Source organism: Jujubicoccus corallicola, assembly GCF_047345645.1.
Classification (GTDB): domain Bacteria; phylum Pseudomonadota; class Alphaproteobacteria; order Rhodobacterales; family Rhodobacteraceae; genus JBLEFH01.
The window spans coordinates 171047-187924 of record NZ_JBLEFH010000002.1; the positions used below are offsets into that span (position 1 = coordinate 171047).

General features: G+C 62.8%; 18 protein-coding genes. 6 read left to right on the plus strand and 12 right to left on the minus strand.

Going from position 1 to position 16878, the window contains the following annotated elements:
• The first annotated feature begins 91 nt into the window (after window positions 1-91).
• Together ACMA5I_RS03630 and ACMA5I_RS03635 are read left to right on the plus strand one after the other, a co-directional pair.
• Window positions 92-1384 carry a lipoprotein-releasing ABC transporter permease subunit gene (locus ACMA5I_RS03630; protein WP_525884873.1) on the plus strand — a complete coding sequence of 431 codons (1293 nt, stop codon included), beginning with the start codon at window positions 92-94 and terminating at the stop codon, window positions 1382-1384.
• The gene (locus ACMA5I_RS03635; protein ID WP_525884874.1) at window positions 1377-2054 is read left to right on the plus strand and encodes an ABC transporter ATP-binding protein; all 678 of its coding nucleotides are present in this window, start codon (window positions 1377-1379) and stop codon (window positions 2052-2054) included. Before ACMA5I_RS03630 ends, ACMA5I_RS03635 begins: the two co-directional genes overlap by 8 nt.
• 38 nt (window positions 2055-2092) lie before the next feature.
• On the opposite strand, the gene ACMA5I_RS03640 is transcribed toward ACMA5I_RS03635, so the two are convergent.
• A complete protein-coding gene (locus ACMA5I_RS03640; RefSeq protein ID WP_525884875.1) occupies window positions 2093-3445 on the minus strand; it encodes a short-chain fatty acid transporter in 1353 nt (450 codons plus the stop codon).
• A 93-nt stretch (window positions 3446-3538) separates the two neighbouring features.
• Window positions 3539-4582: a hypothetical protein gene (locus tag ACMA5I_RS03645; RefSeq protein WP_525884876.1), complete on the minus strand. Its 1044-nt coding sequence runs from the start codon at window positions 4580-4582 to the stop codon at window positions 3539-3541.
• A 121-nt stretch (window positions 4583-4703) separates the two neighbouring features.
• Here ACMA5I_RS03645 and ACMA5I_RS03650 point away from each other — a divergent pair, with 121 nt between their 5' ends.
• Complete coding sequence (locus ACMA5I_RS03650) at window positions 4704-5408, plus strand: VIT1/CCC1 transporter family protein (protein ID WP_525884877.1); 705 nt, start codon at window positions 4704-4706, stop codon at window positions 5406-5408.
• A 46-nt stretch (window positions 5409-5454) separates the two neighbouring features.
• Here ACMA5I_RS03650 and ACMA5I_RS03655 read toward each other — a convergent pair whose 3' ends face one another.
• From ACMA5I_RS03655 to ACMA5I_RS03690, 8 genes are all read right to left on the minus strand, one after another.
• Window positions 5455-5658, minus strand: a complete 204-nt coding sequence (locus tag ACMA5I_RS03655; protein WP_525884878.1) for a hypothetical protein — start codon at window positions 5656-5658, stop codon at window positions 5455-5457.
• 140 nt (window positions 5659-5798) lie between these two features.
• On the minus strand, window positions 5799-8003 hold the full coding sequence (locus ACMA5I_RS03660; RefSeq protein WP_525884879.1) for a 3-hydroxyacyl-CoA dehydrogenase NAD-binding domain-containing protein: 2205 nt from the start codon (window positions 8001-8003) through the stop codon (window positions 5799-5801).
• Between the two features lie 12 nt (window positions 8004-8015).
• The gene (locus ACMA5I_RS03665; protein ID WP_525884880.1) at window positions 8016-9227 is read right to left on the minus strand and encodes an acetyl-CoA C-acetyltransferase; all 1212 of its coding nucleotides are present in this window, start codon (window positions 9225-9227) and stop codon (window positions 8016-8018) included.
• 16 nt (window positions 9228-9243) lie between these two features.
• Window positions 9244-9642: a hypothetical protein gene (locus ACMA5I_RS03670; protein WP_525884881.1), complete on the minus strand. Its 399-nt coding sequence runs from the start codon at window positions 9640-9642 to the stop codon at window positions 9244-9246.
• A 60-nt stretch (window positions 9643-9702) separates the two neighbouring features.
• A complete protein-coding gene (locus tag ACMA5I_RS03675; RefSeq protein WP_525884882.1) occupies window positions 9703-10263 on the minus strand; it encodes a hypothetical protein in 561 nt (186 codons plus the stop codon).
• A 55-nt stretch (window positions 10264-10318) separates the two neighbouring features.
• Window positions 10319-12094: an acyl-CoA dehydrogenase C-terminal domain-containing protein gene (locus ACMA5I_RS03680; protein WP_525884883.1), complete on the minus strand. Its 1776-nt coding sequence runs from the start codon at window positions 12092-12094 to the stop codon at window positions 10319-10321.
• A gap of 21 nt (window positions 12095-12115) precedes the next feature.
• A complete protein-coding gene (locus ACMA5I_RS03685) occupies window positions 12116-12538 on the minus strand; it encodes a MerR family transcriptional regulator (RefSeq protein ID WP_525884884.1) in 423 nt (140 codons plus the stop codon).
• A 58-nt stretch (window positions 12539-12596) separates the two neighbouring features.
• Window positions 12597-12983, minus strand: coding sequence for a MerR family transcriptional regulator (locus ACMA5I_RS03690; protein WP_525885170.1), 387 nt, complete (start codon window positions 12981-12983; stop codon window positions 12597-12599).
• A 183-nt stretch (window positions 12984-13166) separates the two neighbouring features.
• Here ACMA5I_RS03690 and ACMA5I_RS03695 point away from each other — a divergent pair, with 183 nt between their 5' ends.
• Genes ACMA5I_RS03695 through ACMA5I_RS03705 form a run of 3 tightly spaced genes read left to right on the plus strand, consistent with a single transcriptional unit; the run spans window position 13167 to window position 15436 of the window.
• Entirely contained in the window at window positions 13167-13640 is a 474-nt protein-coding gene (locus ACMA5I_RS03695) for a PaaI family thioesterase (RefSeq protein WP_525884885.1), read from the plus strand.
• The gene (locus ACMA5I_RS03700; protein WP_525884886.1) at window positions 13633-14103 is read left to right on the plus strand and encodes a PaaI family thioesterase; all 471 of its coding nucleotides are present in this window, start codon (window positions 13633-13635) and stop codon (window positions 14101-14103) included. Before ACMA5I_RS03695 ends, ACMA5I_RS03700 begins: the two co-directional genes overlap by 8 nt.
• A 1-nt stretch (window position 14104) precedes the next feature.
• The gene (locus ACMA5I_RS03705; RefSeq protein ID WP_525884887.1) at window positions 14105-15436 is read left to right on the plus strand and encodes an MATE family efflux transporter; all 1332 of its coding nucleotides are present in this window, start codon (window positions 14105-14107) and stop codon (window positions 15434-15436) included.
• On the opposite strand, the gene ACMA5I_RS03710 is transcribed toward ACMA5I_RS03705, so the two are convergent.
• Both ACMA5I_RS03710 and ACMA5I_RS03715 read right to left on the minus strand, forming a co-directional pair.
• A complete protein-coding gene (locus ACMA5I_RS03710) occupies window positions 15388-16458 on the minus strand; it encodes a quinone-dependent dihydroorotate dehydrogenase (protein ID WP_525884888.1) in 1071 nt (356 codons plus the stop codon). The two genes, ACMA5I_RS03705 and ACMA5I_RS03710, sit on opposite strands and share 49 nt — an antisense overlap.
• Window positions 16455-16796, minus strand: coding sequence for a DUF952 domain-containing protein (locus ACMA5I_RS03715; protein WP_525884889.1), 342 nt, complete (start codon window positions 16794-16796; stop codon window positions 16455-16457). Before ACMA5I_RS03715 ends, ACMA5I_RS03710 begins: the two co-directional genes overlap by 4 nt.
• Window positions 16797-16878: the final 82 nt, after the last annotated feature.

Below are 16878 nucleotides of genomic sequence, written 5' to 3' on the forward strand. Positions count from 1 at the left end.
CCAGCTTAACCCGCTCACATCCACAGGGGAACCGCCACACAGTTGCGCGAGAGGGCTTGCTTTGCGCCGCACAATCCCGCATCTCCCCGGCATGAGCGAGAGGAGCATCATGACCCCATTTGCACCCTTTGAATGGACCATCGCCTGGCGCTATCTGCGCGCGCGGCGCAAGGATGGCGGGATTTCGGTGATGTCGGTGATCTCGCTGGTCGGGATCGCGCTGGCGGTGTTTGCGCTCATCGCGACCATGGCGGTGCGCTCGGGTTTCCGCTCGGAATTTGTGGGCACGATTTTGGGGGCCAACGCCCATATGTCGATCAGCCAGAGCCTGTTGGACGAAGACACCGGGCAGCTTGTGCGCGGGATCAGCAATTACGACGAAATGGCTGAGAATATTGCCGGAATCGATGGTGTGACCCGCGCCGCGCCGGTGGTGCGCGGGCAGGTGATGGCCTCGACCGGGCAGTATAACAGCGGCGTGGAGGTTTACGGCGAGCGGCTGGAGGATCTTCAGACGCTGCCGCTCATCGCCAACCCCGAGAGCGCGCAGGGCGATCTGGCCGATCTTGAGGACGGGATCGCGATTGGCTCGGGCGTCGCGCGGGAACTGGGTGTCGGCGTGGGCGATGTGATCGACCTGATCTCGCCCAATGGGGTGCAGACGCCCTTTGGCACCTCGCCCCGGATCAATGCTTACAAGATCGTCTATATCTTTCAGGTCGGGCGCTATGACATTGACCGCACACGGATTTACATGCCGCTGGAAGAGGCGCAGAGCTATTTCAACAGCGAAGGCCGCGCGGGCGAGATCGAGGTGATGGTCGAGGACCCCGAAGCCGTCGATGCGCTGCGCCCGGATTTCTACCGTGTGGGCGGGCAGCAACTGAGCCTGTGGAGTTGGCGCGATGCGTCGGGCAGCTTCCTTGATGCGCTCAAGATGGAGGACAATGTGATGTTCATCATCATGGCGATCCTCGTGTTGATTGCGGCGCTCAACATCGTGTCGGGCTTGATTATGCTGGTGAAAAACAAGGGCCGCGATGTGGGAATCTTGCGGACGATGGGGCTCTCCGAGGGCTCGATCCTGCGGGTGTTCTTCATCTGCGGGGCCATGATCGGGTTGGTGGGGACGGTGATCGGGACGATTCTCGGCTGTCTCTTCGCGATCTATATCGACCCGATTTTCAGCGCGGTGAACTGGCTGCTGGGGGGCGGCGCGTGGGACCCGTCCGTGCGCTATCTCTCGGCCCTTCCGGCGAAGCTGGAATGGATGGATGTGCTGTCCGCCGTCGCGCTGTCGCTGTTTTTATCCTTTACCGTCACCTATTTCCCGGCGCGCCGCGCGGCGCGAATGAACCCGGTGGAGGCGCTGCGTTATGAGTGAGTCCCTGAAACTCGAAGGCATCACAAAGAGTTACCGGACCGAGGCGGAGACGCTGAACGTGCTGCAAGGCGCGTCGCTTTCGCTGAACGCAGGCGAGATCACCGCGCTGGTCGCGCCCTCCGGGGCGGGCAAATCGACGCTGCTGCATATTGCCGGGCTGCTTGATACGGCGGATGCGGGGCAGGTCGTGGTCGCGGGGCAGGACACGGACGGGCTTGGCGAGCGTGGCCGCACGGCGCTGCGCCGCGACGAGATCGGATTTATCTATCAGTTCCACCATCTTCTGCCGGAGTTTTCGGCGCTGGAGAACATCACCTTGCCGCAGCGCGCGGCGGGTGTGGCGCTTGGTCAAGCCGAAGAGCGGGGGCGGGATTTGCTGGCCCGCGTGGGGCTGGAAGGCCGGATGGATCATCGCCCGGCGGAGCTGTCAGGCGGCGAGCAGCAGCGGGTGGCCTTCTGCCGCGCCATGGCGAACAGCCCGAGCGTTTTGCTGGCCGATGAGCCAACGGGCAATCTCGACCCGGAAACCTCGGACCGGCTCTTTGATCTGCTGACAAATCTGGCGCGGGAGACCGGGCTGGCGGCGCTGATCGCGACCCATAATCATGAGCTTGCGGCACGGATGGACCGGGTTGTGAAGCTGGAAAACGGCGCGCTGGTCGCGGGGTAAGAGGCGCGCGGCGAGGTCTCGCCGCACGCGCCAAATATTTACGGCAGCGCCGGGATGAGCATCAGGCCCGCAGAGACGACGACGCCGACGAGCACCACCAGAATGAGGCAGAAGCCCATGATGTCGCGCGCGGAAAGGCCCGCGATGGCCAGCGCCGGGAGCGCCCAGAAGGGCTGGATCATGTTGGTCCAGGCATCGCCCCATGCTACGCCCATGGCGACACGAGCGGGGTCCGCGCCGAGGGCCTGCGCCGTTTCCATCATGATCGGGCCTTGCACCGCCCACTGACCGCCGCCCGAGGGCACCAGCACGTTGACGAAGCCGCCGGAGAGAAACGCAATGACCGGCAGGGTCGAGGCGGTCGAGATGGAGGTGAACCAGCTCGTGATATCCGCCGCCATGCCGGAGCCTGCCATCATGCCCATGATGCCCGCATAGAAGGGAAACTGGACGAGGATCGCCGCCGCGCCGCCGATGGCATCCTGCACCGCTTTGGTGAAGGCGCGCGGGCTCTTGTGGAGCGCGAGGCCCACGAAGAGGAAGATCATGTTCACGATGTTGAGGTTCAGCGCGAAGCCGTTCCGGGCGAAGTAAAGCACGATGAAGAGCAGGCCAATCGCCGCCGCGAGGAGCGAGACGATGCGGCTGTTTTCAAGGCGTTCCGCCGGGGTGGTGGGGGTGAAATCATCCTCGACGTCATCGCCGCCGAGGTCTACATCCCCCGAGCGCACCACTTGCCCGCCATGGTTGAGCATCATGCGGTTGACCATTGGGATGGTCACGACCAGCACGGCTACGATGATGAGGTTATAAAGGGCGAAAATGGTTTGCGAGGTGGGGATCACGCCGATCATTTCGGCAAGAAAATGTTCCGGCGTGGCGATGGTCAGCGGGATCGAGCCGGAGAAGCCGCCATGCCAGATCACGAAGCCCGAATAGGCCGCCGCGATCAGGACGCGGTAATCGGTGTCCGGCACATGGCGGCCAACGGCGCGGGCGAAGAGGGCGCCGACGACGAGGCCGAAGCCCCAGTTGATCCATGCCGCCGCCAGTGCGACCACGGTGACGAGCACAATGGCCTGTGCCGGGGTGCTCGCGAGCCGCGCAAGGCTGTTCATCAGCTTTGACAGGAGCGGCGTGCTGGCCATGACGTGACCGGTGACGAGCACCAGCATCATTTGCATGGCGAAGCTGAGGAGCGACCAGAACCCGTCGCCCCAATGGGTGGCCATTTGCGCCGGGCCCTGGCCTTCGAAGATCATGCCGCAGACAAACACCACCACGGTGAGCAAGAGCACGATCACAAACGGGTCCGGCAGCCAGCGCTGCACCCCCGCATCGACGCCGTGAACGACGCGCATCAATGGACTTCTGTTCGCAGTTTCAGACATATTCAACCTCCCTGTGAATTGCCCGCAATCTGACTCGCGGACCCTTTCAATGCAAGGCCGCGCAAGATTGTTTCAAAGAGTGTTAAAATAAAATTACTCTGTGTTGCAGATTCCCTGCAATGCGACCCATTCGGAGTCGTTGATCGCGGGGTCGAACTCGGCCTCGCCGACCGTGTCGCCGTCGCGGATGGCTTCGACGCGGGTGGCGGCGGCGCCTTCTTTCAAGAGCGCTTCGGCGAAGGGCAGGGAGGGGAGTTTGGCGAGCGCCAGCGCGTCGAGCAGCTTTTCGTCATCAACCGGCTCCAGCGGCGGCGCAGCGTTCTTGATCTGGAAAGCCGCGTTCTTGGCCGCGTTTTTCGGCAGATCGCCGGTAAAGAGGACGCGGGCGGTGGTCATCGGCCCGGCCTCGCGGAGCATCGCATCGAAGGCGGGGCGCTCCTCGGCGCGGATCATCGCATCGAGGGCGAAGCCGGCAAAGGCTTCGGGGGTCTCCAGCGTCTCCAAGAGCGCGGAGTTCAGCAGGATGATATCACCCGGAAGGGTCGCACTCGGCGCATCGCCCAAGGGCAGCACGGCGATTTTCTTGCCAAGCGCGCCGGGAAGCCGCGCCATGAGTTTGCGCAGCGCCGCGATCCCGTCGGTCGATTTGCACACCCCACGACCGGCGCTGATCTCGCTCAGCACATCGGTGCCGAACCGCTCTGCGCGGGATTCGGGGATGGCGTTGAGCGTCGCCTGATGGATCCGCTCGGGCAGGAAGATCGCCCCCAGCACCACGGCGCAGACAATCCCGCCGAAAATGCCTTGGGCGATCCGCGGGTTCGGGCGGCGGCTTGGCGGGTCCTGCACGGCGTCGGCAACGGCCTCGATCGCGGCGACCATATCCGAATCGCCGATCTCGACGGTCTCATAGCCTTCTTCATCGGGGGTGAAGCGCGCCGGGAAGCCCTGGCCCTCGCGACGGATCGCCGAAAGCGACCAATGGGTGATTGGCCACTCATTCTGCGGCTCCAAAAGGATCAGCGTCGCGCGCCCGAACGTGAGCAGCACTTCACGCGGCTCCGCATCCGGTGCGGGCCGCCAGTCGCCCACGGATTCGAGGCGCTGATATTGGTCGAGGGCCGTCTCGCTCTGCATACTGCTCTTGTTTTTTGCGATGCAGGATAACCGCAAGGCCGCGCGCTGTCACGGGTGGACGGGCAGCTTTTGCAGCCGCCCGCCAATCTGTATGGAGAAGGGGCGAAATTTGGAGTGAGTCGTGACCAAACCCTGTGCCCATCCTGACGATCCGCATCGTATCAACCGCAGCGGCTGGCTTCGTGCGGCGGTGCTGGGAGCGAATGACGGGATCGTGTCGGTGTCCTCGTTGCTCATCGGGGTGGCGACGGCGGGGCCAAGCCATGAGACGATCCTGCTCGCGGGCACGGCGGCGCTGACGGCGGGGGCGATGTCGATGGCGGCGGGGGAGTTTGTGTCGGTTTCCTCCCAAGCGGATATCGAGCGCGCCGATATTGCCCGCGAGAAACAGGCGCTGGCGCACGCTCCGGAGACGGAACTTACGGAACTCGCTGAGATTTATCAGCTTCGCGGCGTGAGTGAGGAAACCTCTTATCAGGTCGCGAAGGAGCTGCATGAGCATGACGCGCTCGATGCGCATATGCGCGACGAGATCGGGCTGACCGATGCGCTCTCGGCCAATCCGCTGCAAGCGGCGCTGACCTCAGGGCTGACCTTTTCGCTCGCCGGCGCGATCCCGCTCATCGCGGCGTGGCAGGCCCCGGAGGGCGGGGTGATCCCGGCGGTGCTGATCGTGACGCTGCTTGCGCTTGGCCTTCTCGGCGCGACGGGCGCGCGGATTGGCGGCGCGCCGATGCTCAGGGCGATTGGCCGGGTGATGATCTGGGGGGTGCTGGCCATGGCGCTCACGGCCTTTGTCGGACGCCTCTTCGGCGTCAGCGTTTAACGCGCCAAAAGAAAAGCCGCCTCGGATCGGGGCGGCTTATCACATCTCACGCATGATGCGGCTTGCGCTTGTCTGCCCAAGGATTATCGGGCGTGTCGATCATGCGCCGGATATTTTGCTGCATCTTCCGGGCGGAAATCCGGACCCGGTTGGTTGTCTCGCCGCGATGGCAGGAGACTGCCCCATTGCTTTGCGCGACTGGCGGACGGTCATCGCCCGGTGCATCGCAGTGTGTATTTTGCTTCTTCATAGTTACTCTTTCCCACAACCCCTAATGGTCGTAACATAACTCAAAAATACACATAATTGTATTGAATACGTCACACAAAAACGTCACCCCGCCCGAGAAGGGCGGGGTGTTGCATTTTTAGCACCTTGGTTTTGCTGCGTTTATGCTGCGGCTTTGGAGCCGTCCCCATAGCGGCCATAGAAGGTCTCGCCGGCCTTGGCGAGGTCGCGCAGAAGCTGCGGCGCTTCGAAGCGCGGGCCTTCCGAGGCGGTGAGCTGATCGCAGATTTCGACGGCTTTTTCAGCGCCGATAATGTCCAGCCAGCTGAACGGGCCACCCGAAGCCGGGCGGAAGCCCCAGCCAAGGATCGCGCCGACATCGCCTTCCCGGATGTCTTCCAGAACGCCCTCTTCGAAGGCACGGACCGCTTCGAGCACCTGCGCCAGCGTCAGGCGGTTCTGCACCTCTTCGAGGCTCGGCTGGTCAGCGCGGCTCGGGAACTTCTCGGTGAGACCGTCCCAGAGACCCTGACGTTTGCCTTTCTCGTCATAGACATAGAAGCCCTTGCCGTTCTTGCGGCCAAGACGCTCCTGATCGAACATCCAGAAGATCACATCGTCGGACGGGCTCTCGGGATAGTCATCCCCCATGGCCGCCTTGGTCGCCTTGGCGATCTTTACGCCGAGGTCGATGGAGGTCTCGTCGGTCAACTGGAGCGGACCGAGGGGCATCCCCATCATCTTCGCCGCGTTCTCGATCAGCGCCGGGTTCACCCCTTCGGCCAGCATCCGCACACCCTCGTTGATATAAGGGATGATGCAGCGGTTGGCATAGAAGAAGCGCGCGTCGTTGACCACGATCGGCGTTTTGCGGATCTGGCGGACGAAATCGAGGGACTTCGCCACGGCGCGGCTTCCGGTTTCCTTGCCCTTGATGATCTCGACCAGCATCATCTTGTGGACCGGCGAGAAGAAGTGGATGCCGATAAACTGCTCAGGATTGCGGCTCGCCTTGGCCAGCTCGCTGATCGGCAGGGTCGAGGTGTTGGTCGCGAAGATCGCGTCTGCGGGCAGATGCGCCTCGGCCTGTTTTGTGACCTCGGCCTTGACGCCGACATCCTCGAATACCGCCTCGATCACCAGATCGCAGCCCGCGAGCGCGGCATAATCCGGCGTCGCGTTGACGCGGCCCAGAACCTCGGCCTTTTTCTCCTCGGTCACTTTTTTCTTCTTCATGCCGTCATCGAGGATACCTTCGACATGGGATTTGCCCTTGTCCGCGGCCTCCTGATCGCGGTCGATCAGCACGACCTCCATCCCAGCATTGGCGGAGACATAGGCAATGCCCGCACCCATCATCCCGGCGCCGAGGATGCCGACTTTCTTGACGGTTTCATCGGGCACATCGGGACGGTTCGCGCCTTTCTCCAGCGCTTCTTTATTGATGAAGAGCGAGCGGATCATGGCCGAGGAGGACGGATTCATCAGGATATTGGTGAACCAACGCGCCTCAATGCGGATTGCGGTGTCGAAATCGACCTGCGCGCCCTCATAGATCGCCGCCAGCATCGCCTTGGGGGCCGGGTAGGCGTCATGAGTGTTGCCGATCACCATGGCATTCGCGCCGGTGAAGGTCATGAAGCCTTCCGCCGAATAGGGCGCGCCGCCGGGGTATTTGTACCCCTTCTTGTCCCACGGCTTCACGATGTCATCGGGGCCAGCGTTTTTGACCCACTCCTTGGCCGCAGACAGCAGCTCATCCGCCGGGACGACCGCGTCGATGAGGCCCGCGGACTTCGCCTTGGCCGGTGCCACGGTCTTGCCCTGAAGCAGATATTGCTGCGCGCCCATGAGGCCGAGCATCCGCGTCAGGCGCGTCGTGCCGCCCGCACCGGGGAAGATCCCGACGAGGATTTCCGGCAGGCCGATCTTCGCCTTGGGGTTGTCCGCCGCGATGCGGTGGTGACAGGCGAGCGCGATCTCGTAACCGATCCCGAGCGCCGTGCCGGGACCCGCCCAGCACACCGGCTTGCCGCCCTTATTGGTCTTCGGGTCCGCACCGGCGCGCTCGATTTTGCGGAGCATCTTGTGAAGCCCCATGATGCCCTCGAACACACCCTTGGCCGGGTTGTCGCCCGCATCGTCTTTCATCTTGGCAATGATGTTGAGATCCATCCCGGCGGCAAAGCTGTCCTTGCCGGAGGTGATGACGATCCCTTTGACATTCTCATCGGCCAGAGCGGTGTCGATATGGCCATCGAGCTGTGCCGCGCCTTCGAGATTGAGCACGTTCATGCTCTTGCCCTGGAGGTCCCAGGTGATCGTTGCAATGCCGCCTGCATCAACGTCGTAAGAAAAAATGGTCATGTCTCGTCTCCCTTACACGCGTTCGATGATGGTGGCCGCGCCCATGCCGGAGGCGACGCAGAGGGTGCAGAGCGCGGTGCCTTTGCCCGAACGCTCCAGCTCATCGAGAGCGGTGTTGATAATCATGGCGCCGGTTGCGCCGAGCGGGTGGCCCATGGCAATCGCCCCGCCGTTTACGTTCACCTTGTCATGCGGCACATCGAAGGCCTGCATGAAGCGCAGCACCACAGCCGAGAACGCCTCGTTGACCTCGAAGAGATCGAAATCCGAGATGCTCATGCCGCTGTCGCGCAGGATCTTTTCGGTCACGGGCACGGGGCCGGTGAGGTTGATGGTCGGGTCCGAGCCGATCTTTGCGGTGTGCAGGATCTTTGCGCGCGGCTTGAGGCCGAGGCGCTCGCCAAACTCTTTCGAGCCGACGAGGATGCCCGACGCACCGTCCACGATGCCCGAGCTGTTGCCCGCATGGTGGACATGGTTCACCCGCTCCAGCGTCGGGTATTTCATGATGCCGAGCGCGTCGAAGCCGGGCATGGTTTCGCCCATATCCTTGAACGCCGGGTTCAGCTTCGCGAGATCATCCATGCCGGTGCCGGGGCGCATATATTCGTCATGATCGAGGATCACGAGACCGTTCTGATCCTTCACCGGCACGATGGAATTCTTGAAATAGCCGTTTTCCCAAGCATGCGCGGCGCGGCGCTGGCTTTCCACCGCATATTGGTCGCAATCCTCGCGGGTGAAGCCGTAAAGCGTCGCGATGAGGTCCGCGCCGATGCCCTGCGGGGCGAAGTAGATTTTATTCGCCAGCGCCGGATCAACGGCCACAGCCGCGCCGTCCGAGCCCATGGCGACACGGCCCATCATCTCGACGCCGCCGCCGATATAAGCCTGACCGTCGCCGCCCTTGATCTGGTTGGCGGACATATTGGTCGCTTCCATGCCGGAGGCGCAGAACCGGTTGATCGAAACGCCCGGTACCTGCTCCGGCAGATCCGAGAAGAGGACAGCGGAGCGCGCGAGGCAGCCGCCATTTTCCTTCACCTGGGTCACGTTGCCCCAGATCACATCCTCGATCTCCGAGCCTTCCAGCCCGTTGCGCTCTTTGAGCGCGTTGAGGATCGTCGAGGAGACGCGGAGGCTCGTCACCTCATGCAGCGCGCCATCCTTGCGGCCCTTGCCGCGCGGTGTGCGCACGGCGTCGTAAATATAGGCTTCGGTCATAGGGGTCTCCTTTGGTTTAGCTGGCACCGACCGCGAGGCCGACACCGGAGGCGGTGAATCCGGCGATCAACCCCAACAGAAGGGCGAGGCCGGAGAAAACAGGAATGGCGCGGTCCGATGCGGGGCGCGGTGCGATTGCACCCAGACCCGCGCCGAGCGCCATGAAAACGAGGGCGACAAGCGCGCCGAAGATGAGCCCGCCAAAGGGCAGCAGGGCGATAAAGGCGGCCAAGGCACCCGCGCCCGCGACGATCTGGCTGAGCGTCTGGTCGATCCCGCCTTGGGGGGCGAGCGCTTCGGGGTCGGGACGGCGCGCCCGGCGACGCCAGATCATGAGCGCCACGCCTGCGGCGATCAGGGCCAGCGCGGCCCAGATCACGGCGAAATGCACAACAAAAAATCCGGTGTCGGTCACGCGTTGTCTCCTCCCAAAGACGATGTTGCTTTCATATCCGCGCGGTGGCGGGCAGGGGCCTTACTCGACCACCTGCGTTGTGGCGGCCGGCAGATCGAGATTTTGCAAGAAGGGGTAGGTCGCGATCACCGCCTCCTGCTGCCCGGCACTGCCGAGCCGGATCATATGCCATGCGCCATCTTCCTTGATGGCGAGGGTTGTGCTGTCTTCCTGAACCTTGCTCACGAAACCCGGTTCCTCAGGGTCGCGGATCTCGATCATGTTGCGGGTCGGCAGGAGGGCGTAGGGTGTGCCTTCCTCTATCTCGGAGAAAGTGATCGGGTCCGTGTCGATGTCCGAGCTTGTGATATCGACAATGCCCTCCATCTGGGCGGCGGCGTCTTTGAGCCACGCGACATAGTCCGCCTCCGTGATCCCATTGCTTTCGGACATGTAAGTCACATAGTGCGGCGGGAACATCGGCAAGGTTTGGGTCGGGTCATCCGTCTCGGTCGCACGCTCAAACGCTTCGGCGAGACGCTCGACCTCGGCGATATCCGCCGCGTCTTGCGCCGCCAGCGGCAGCGCGGTCAGGCCAAGCGCCAGAAGCGCAGGCCCAAAATGGTGAGTCAGATATCCCATGACCATTCCCCTGAAAAGGTGACGGCTGTGGCGGCGGACCGCCACAGCGCATGGATCAGAACTGCTCGGCTTCCAGCGCCATCACAGGCTCGGCGCCCGAGTTGATGCGCGCAAGGCGCAGGCCGGTTTCGGGCAAGAGGCGCGCCATGTAATAGCGGCCGGTCTTGAGCTTGGTCTCGTAGAACGCCGTGTCCGACGCGCCGCCATCGAGCGCTTCCTGCGCCGATTTCGCCATATGCGCCCAGATATAACCGAGGCAGACATGGCCGAAGAGATGGAGGAAATCGGTGGAGCCAGCGAGGGCGGCATTGGGGTTCTTCATCCCGTTTTGCATGAAGAACATGCCCGCCGCCTGCAGATCCTTGCTCGCCGCTTTCAGCGGTTCGAGGAAATCGGCTTTCAGCGCTTCATTGCCGTCATTCTCCTTGATGAAATTCTTCACCATCTCGAAGAAGGCCATCATCGCCTTGCCGCCATTCTGCGGCAGTTTGCGGCCTACGAGGTCGAGCGCCTGAACGCCGTTCGCACCCTCATAGATCATGGCGATCCGGGCGTCGCGCACGAATTGGCTCATGCCCCATTCCTCGATATAGCCGTGGCCGCCGTAAAGCTGCTGCGCCTGAACGGTCATCTCGAAGCCCTTGTCGGTCAGGAAGGCTTTCACGATCGGGGTCAGGAGCGCGACCATCGCCGCCGCTTCCTCATCGCCCTGATGCTCCTTGTCGATCATCAGCGCGCACCAGAGGGCAAAGCCGCGAGCGCCTTCGATGAAGGCTTTCTGGTCCATCAGCGAGCGGCGCACATCGGGATGCACGATGATCGGGTCCGCCGGTTTGTTCGGCGCTTCGGCCCCGGTCACGGCGCGGCCCTGAAGGCGGTCATTGGCGTAATCCACGGCGTTCTGATAGGCGGCGACCGCCTGGCTCAGGCCCTGAATGCCGACGCCGATCCGCGCTTCGTTCATCATGGTGAACATGGCGCGCAGACCCTTGTGCTCTTCACCGATGAGGAAGCCCGTCGCTTCGTCATAGTTCATCACACAGGTCGAGTTGCCGTGGATGCCCATTTTCTCTTCCAGCGCGCCGCAGGACACGCCGTTGCGCTCGCCGAGGCTGCCATCGTCCTTCACCATGAATTTCGGCACGATGAAGAGGGAAATGCCTTTCACGCCATCCGGCCCGCCGGGGATTTTCGCCAGCACGAGGTGGATGATGTTTTCGCTCATCTCATGCTCACCGGCGGAGATGAAGATTTTCTGGCCCGAAATCTTGTAGCTGCCGTCGTCCTGCGGCTCGGCCTTGGTGCGCAGCAGACCCAGATCGGTGCCGCAATGCGGCTCGGTCAGGTTCATCGTGCCGGTCCACTCACCGGAAACCATTTTCGGCAGATAGGTCTGTTTCTGCTCGTCGGAGCCATGGGTATGGATCGCGGAATAGGCGCCATGGGTCAGGCCCGGGTACATCATCAGCGCCATATTCGCCGCCGAGGTCATCTCGCCAATCGCGGTCGCCATGACGTAGGGCATGCCCTGACCGCCATATTCAGGATCGCAATCAAGGCCGGTCCAGCCGCCTTCGCGAAGCTGGTCGAACGCATCCTTGAAGCCTTCCGGCACGCGGACAACGCCGTTTTCGAGCTTGCAGCCCTGCTCGTCCCCCACGCGGTTGAGCGGGGCGAGAACGTCGCGGGAAATCTTGCCGGCCTCTTCGAGGATCGCGCCGGTAAAATCGCGGTCGAGCTCCGAGAAGCCGTCGAGCTTCAGCGTCTCAACCTTCAGGTAATCATGGAGAAGGAAGCTGAAATCTTTCAGCGGTGCGTTATAGCTGGGCATATGGATCCTCCCTTTGCCGAATTAGTTTGCGCGAAGCCGGGTCTCGGCCTGGGAGATTCTGCTCTCCAGATCCGTGATCGCTTCGCCAAGTTCGCGATATTGGTCCTTCATCACGTCGAGCCGCTCCTTGCCGAGCGCGAGGGCGCGGCGCTGCTGCTCGGTCGTCAGACCGTCATCGTAAAGCATGAACAATTCACCGATCTCATCGAGGGCAAAGCCGAAGCGTTTCCCCTGCAAGATGAGCTGAAGGCGGGCGCGGTCGCGCCGGCCATAAAGGCGTTTGGCACCGATGCGACGCGGTGCGAGCAGCCCTTTGCTTTCGTAAAAACGCAAAGCCCGTGCGGTTACGTCATAGGCTTCACACATCTCACCGATGCCCAGTTCCTCTTGCGAAGAGGTGGTCACCTTTTGGGCCGCAGCCTGATCTACTCGTCCGTTCTTCATGCCCCAACTTTGGCACGGCACGGACAGGAATCAAGTCAAAGTTGACGTGAACGTCAATCTACGTTGCGTCAGAACCGTCGACATGGTTTTGCGCCCATTGGCGGAGTCGTTTCAGTTCCTCAATGGTCTCGCCAAGCTCCTTGCGGCGCTCTTCAAGCTCGTCAATCTGGTTGGTGGAAAGGTCGATCCATTTGGTCATCTGGACCTTGCTGTCCTCGTCGACATCGTAAAGTTCCAGCCATTGCCGGATCTCTTCGAGGCTGAACCCGAAGCGCCGTCCGCGCAGGATAAGCGTGAGCCGCGCGCGTTCGCGCGGGCCGTACAGCCGTTTGCGGCCGTCCTTCTCCGGTGAGAGCAGTTCAATATATTCGTAGTAGCGCAATGTGCGTGGTGTCACATCGAACGCCTCACACATCTCTTTGAGTGTCATTAGAGAATCGCCCATCTCGTCCGTCTCCAAGCGAATGTTCTGCATCTCAACATCCTCCCCCATATTTTTTTGACGTTAACGTCACTTTAGGCGAGCGAATGCCCTAGCGTCAACAGGAATCCTCATCAGGTTTTCTGCAATGCCTCTTGCCTGTAGTTGCCGAGTGGCTACTCTTTGGGACAAATAGGGCGGATTGAGATGAAGATTGAAGATAAACAAAAACTTGCGAAAAGTTTTATTAGCGCCATCCCGCATAGCGAAGCGCTTGGCATGGAGATTGGCGAGACCGGCTGGGCCTATGCCTATCTGTCGATTCCCTACAATGAGAAATTCATCGGCAACCCGGAAACCGGCGTTTTGCATGGCGGCGTGGTGACGGCGCTGCTCGACACCTGTTGCGGCACAGCGGTGTTGATGCACCCCCGCATGGGCGGCGCGACGGCGACGATTGATCTGAGGATCGACTATATGCGCCCGGCCAAACCCGGTGCGCGGCTGACCGCGCGGGCCGATTGCTACCACACCACCCGCAGCGTCGCCTTCGTGCGCGCGGTGGCTTATGCGGATGATCCCAATGCGCCGGTGGCGATGGCCACGGGGGCGTTCACCTTCACGCCCGCGCCCGATGCGCCGACGCTGGACGAGGTTCTGGGAGGGCAGGCCAATGACTGAGACCTTGCAGCAGATCAAGGCCCGCCGCGACACCATGCTCGCCCGCCTGACGGACTCGGTGCCCTATGCAGCCTGGCTCGGGGTGCGATTCGACCGGCGCGGCGATGAGCTGACCTCGATCCTGCCCTATGACGGCAAGCTGATCGGCAACCCGGCGCTGCCCGCGCTCCATGGCGGGGCGGTCGGTGCCTTTCTGGAGATCACGGCGCAGGTCGTTCTCTCCTGGTCGATCCTCTGGCCGAAAATGGAGGGCGGGGAGGAGGAGCCTGCGCTCGTCTACCCCAAAACCATTGATTTCACCGTGGATTACCTGCGCTCCGGCCTGCCGCGCGATGCCTATGCGCGGGCGCAGATCACCCGGTCCGGGCGGCGCTATGCCTCGGTCTTTATCGAAGCGTGGCAGGACAATCGCGACCGGCCCTTCGCCCATGCCAACGCGCATTTCCTGATGCCGCAGGGTTAGCATGAGCCAAAGCGCCGCCATCACGCATCGCCGGGTGCTGGCCATGGCGATCCCGATCATGCTGTCGAATGCCACCGTGCCGCTCCTTGGCGCGGTCGATACGGCGGTGATCGGGCAGCTTGGCCGCGCCGCGCCGATCGGGGCGGTGGCGATTGGCGGGGTGATCCTCTCGACGCTCTACTGGATCTTCGGCTTCCTGCGCATGGGGGTCTCCGGCCTCGCCGCACAGGCGCGCGGCGCGGGCGACACGGCGGAAACCGGGGCGCTCCTGATGCGCGGGCTGATGATCGGCGCGGCGGGCGGGCTTCTCCTGATCCTGCTGCAAATCCCGCTCTTTGCCGTCTCCTTCATGCTCTCGCCCGCCAGCCCGGAGGTGGAGAACCTCGCGCGGAGCTACATGTCGATCCGCATCTGGTCCGCGCCCGCCGCGATCATGATTTACGCCATCGTCGGCTGGCTGATCGCGATGGAGCGGAGCCGGTCGGTCTTTATCCACCAACTGCTGGTCAACGGCGTGAATGTGGTGCTGAACGTAACCTTCGTTCTCGGCTTTGGCTGGGGTGTCGCCGGGGTCGCGCTTGGCACGCTGATCTCCGAAATCGCCGGGGTGATCTTCGGGCTCTGGCTCTGCCGCGACGCGTTTGCCGGGGATCAATGGCGGGACTGGCCGCGTGTCTTTAACCGCGAGCGCCTGATTAACATGGCGCGGGTGAATACCGACATCATGATCCGGTCCTTTCTGCTCTCGGGCGGCATCCTCGCCTTTCTGTTCCTCGGGGCGCGGGAAGGGGATGTGGCCCTCGCCGCCAATCAGATCCTGCTGCAATTCATTAACGTCACCGCCTTCGCCCTCGACGGCTTCGCCTTCGCCGCCGAGGCGCTGGTCGGCTATGCCCTCGGCGCGCGGTCCCGCGGCGGATTGCAGCGCGCCGCGATCCTGACCAGCCAATGGGGGCTGCTCCTTTGCGCGGTGATGAGCCTCGTCTTTCTACTTATCGGCGGGCGGATCGTGGAGGTGATGACCACGGCGGAAGACGTGCGCGCAGCGGCCAAGGGGCTGCTCCCCTATATCATTCTCGCGCCGCTGATCGGCTTGCCGGGATGGATGTTGGACGGGATTTTCATCGGCGCGACCCGGACGGGTGACATGCGCCGCGCGATGATCGAGGCCACAGGTGCCTATGCGGTCGCGCTCGTCCTGCTGCCGCTTGCCTTCGGCAATCACGGGCTTTGGCTGGCATTTTTGTTCTTCTACATCACCCGCGCGCTGACGCTCTGGCGGCGTTATCCGGCCATCGAGGCCCAAGCTTCCCGCTCGACGCCGACCGCCTGATCGACCCGCTCATAGCCATCTTCGGCGAGCAATTTGTCGAGGCCCGAGAGAATATCGCTGACCAGAGATAGCCCGTGATAAACAAGCGCCGTGTAAAGCTGCACAGCGCTCGCGCCCGCCTTGATCTTGGCATAAGCGTCCTCGGCGGAGGCGATCCCGCCCACACCGATCAGCGGGATCGCATCGCCGGTTTCCACCGCCAGCCGCGCCAGAACGCGGGTCGAGGGCTGGAAGAGCGGCACCCCGGAGAGCCCGCCCGCCTGATCGCGGTTCTTATCGGTCAGCCCGTCGCGGGAGAGGGTGGTGTTCGTCGCGATGATCCCGTCAATCCCGACCTCCTGCGCGACCCGCGCAACATCGGCAATATCGGCGTCAGAGAGATCCGGCGCGATTTTCACGAAAAGCGGGATCTTCCGAGTCAGCCCGTCGCGGACGTCGCGGGTCTGCGCAAGTAGCCCGCGCAGCGCGTCCGCCCCTTGCAGATCGCGCAGCTTTTCGGTGTTGGGGGAGGAGACATTCACAGTCGCGAAATCCAGAAACGGCCCGCAACGCGCCAGCACTTTGCCGAAATCTGCGGCCCGGTCGGCGCTGTCCTTGTTCGCCCCAAGATTGAGCCCGATTACGCCCTGTTTCTGGCGTGCGGCGAGGCGGGCGGCGACCGCTTCCATTCCGTCATTGTTAAAGCCAAACCGATTGATGACGGCGCTGTCGCGCATCAGGCGGAACAGGCGCGGCTTGGGGTTGCCCGGCTGCGGGCGCGGCGTCACGGCGCCAAGCTCGACAAAGCCGAAGCCCGCATTCAGCGCCTCATCCGGCACCTCGGCGTTTTTGTCGAACCCCGCGGCCACCCCAAGCGGATTGGGAAGCGACAACCCGGCGAGCTCCGTGCGCAGGCGCAGGCTCTCCACCGGCTTGCCCATGGGCGCGACGCCGTATTTCAGCGCATGGATCGCGGCGCGGTGCATCTTCTCCGGGTCGAGCCGGTGCATGGCAGAGAGACCAACCCGCTCGATGAGTTTCACCGCACATCCTCCTCAAAGAAATAGCGCCCGCCGCGCCGTTTCAGCTCCTCGGAACTGCTCACGTCGCGCATGTGAATCCGCCGGTAAAGATGCGGAAACAGCGCACCGCCGCGCGATTCCTCCCAGCGAAGATCCTCGCCAAGCTGCGCCACATCGCAGACGACGAGCCACAATCCTTCTTCCCCTGCAAAATGCTTCTCGACCGTGCCGCGCAGTTGCGCGCCCGTGGAGAAGTGGATGAAGCCGTCACGAATGTCATCCGGCGAGCCGGACGTGCTCCCGGACGCCTTGAAATAGGCCCATTCATCGGCGCGGAAAACTTTAAAGATGCGCTGCATAATCCCGGTGTTGCGCTTGCATGAAAGAAAGTCAAGCAAGCGCGAGGAACGTTCCGAAACTCTTGAAGAAACTTGCCAGCGC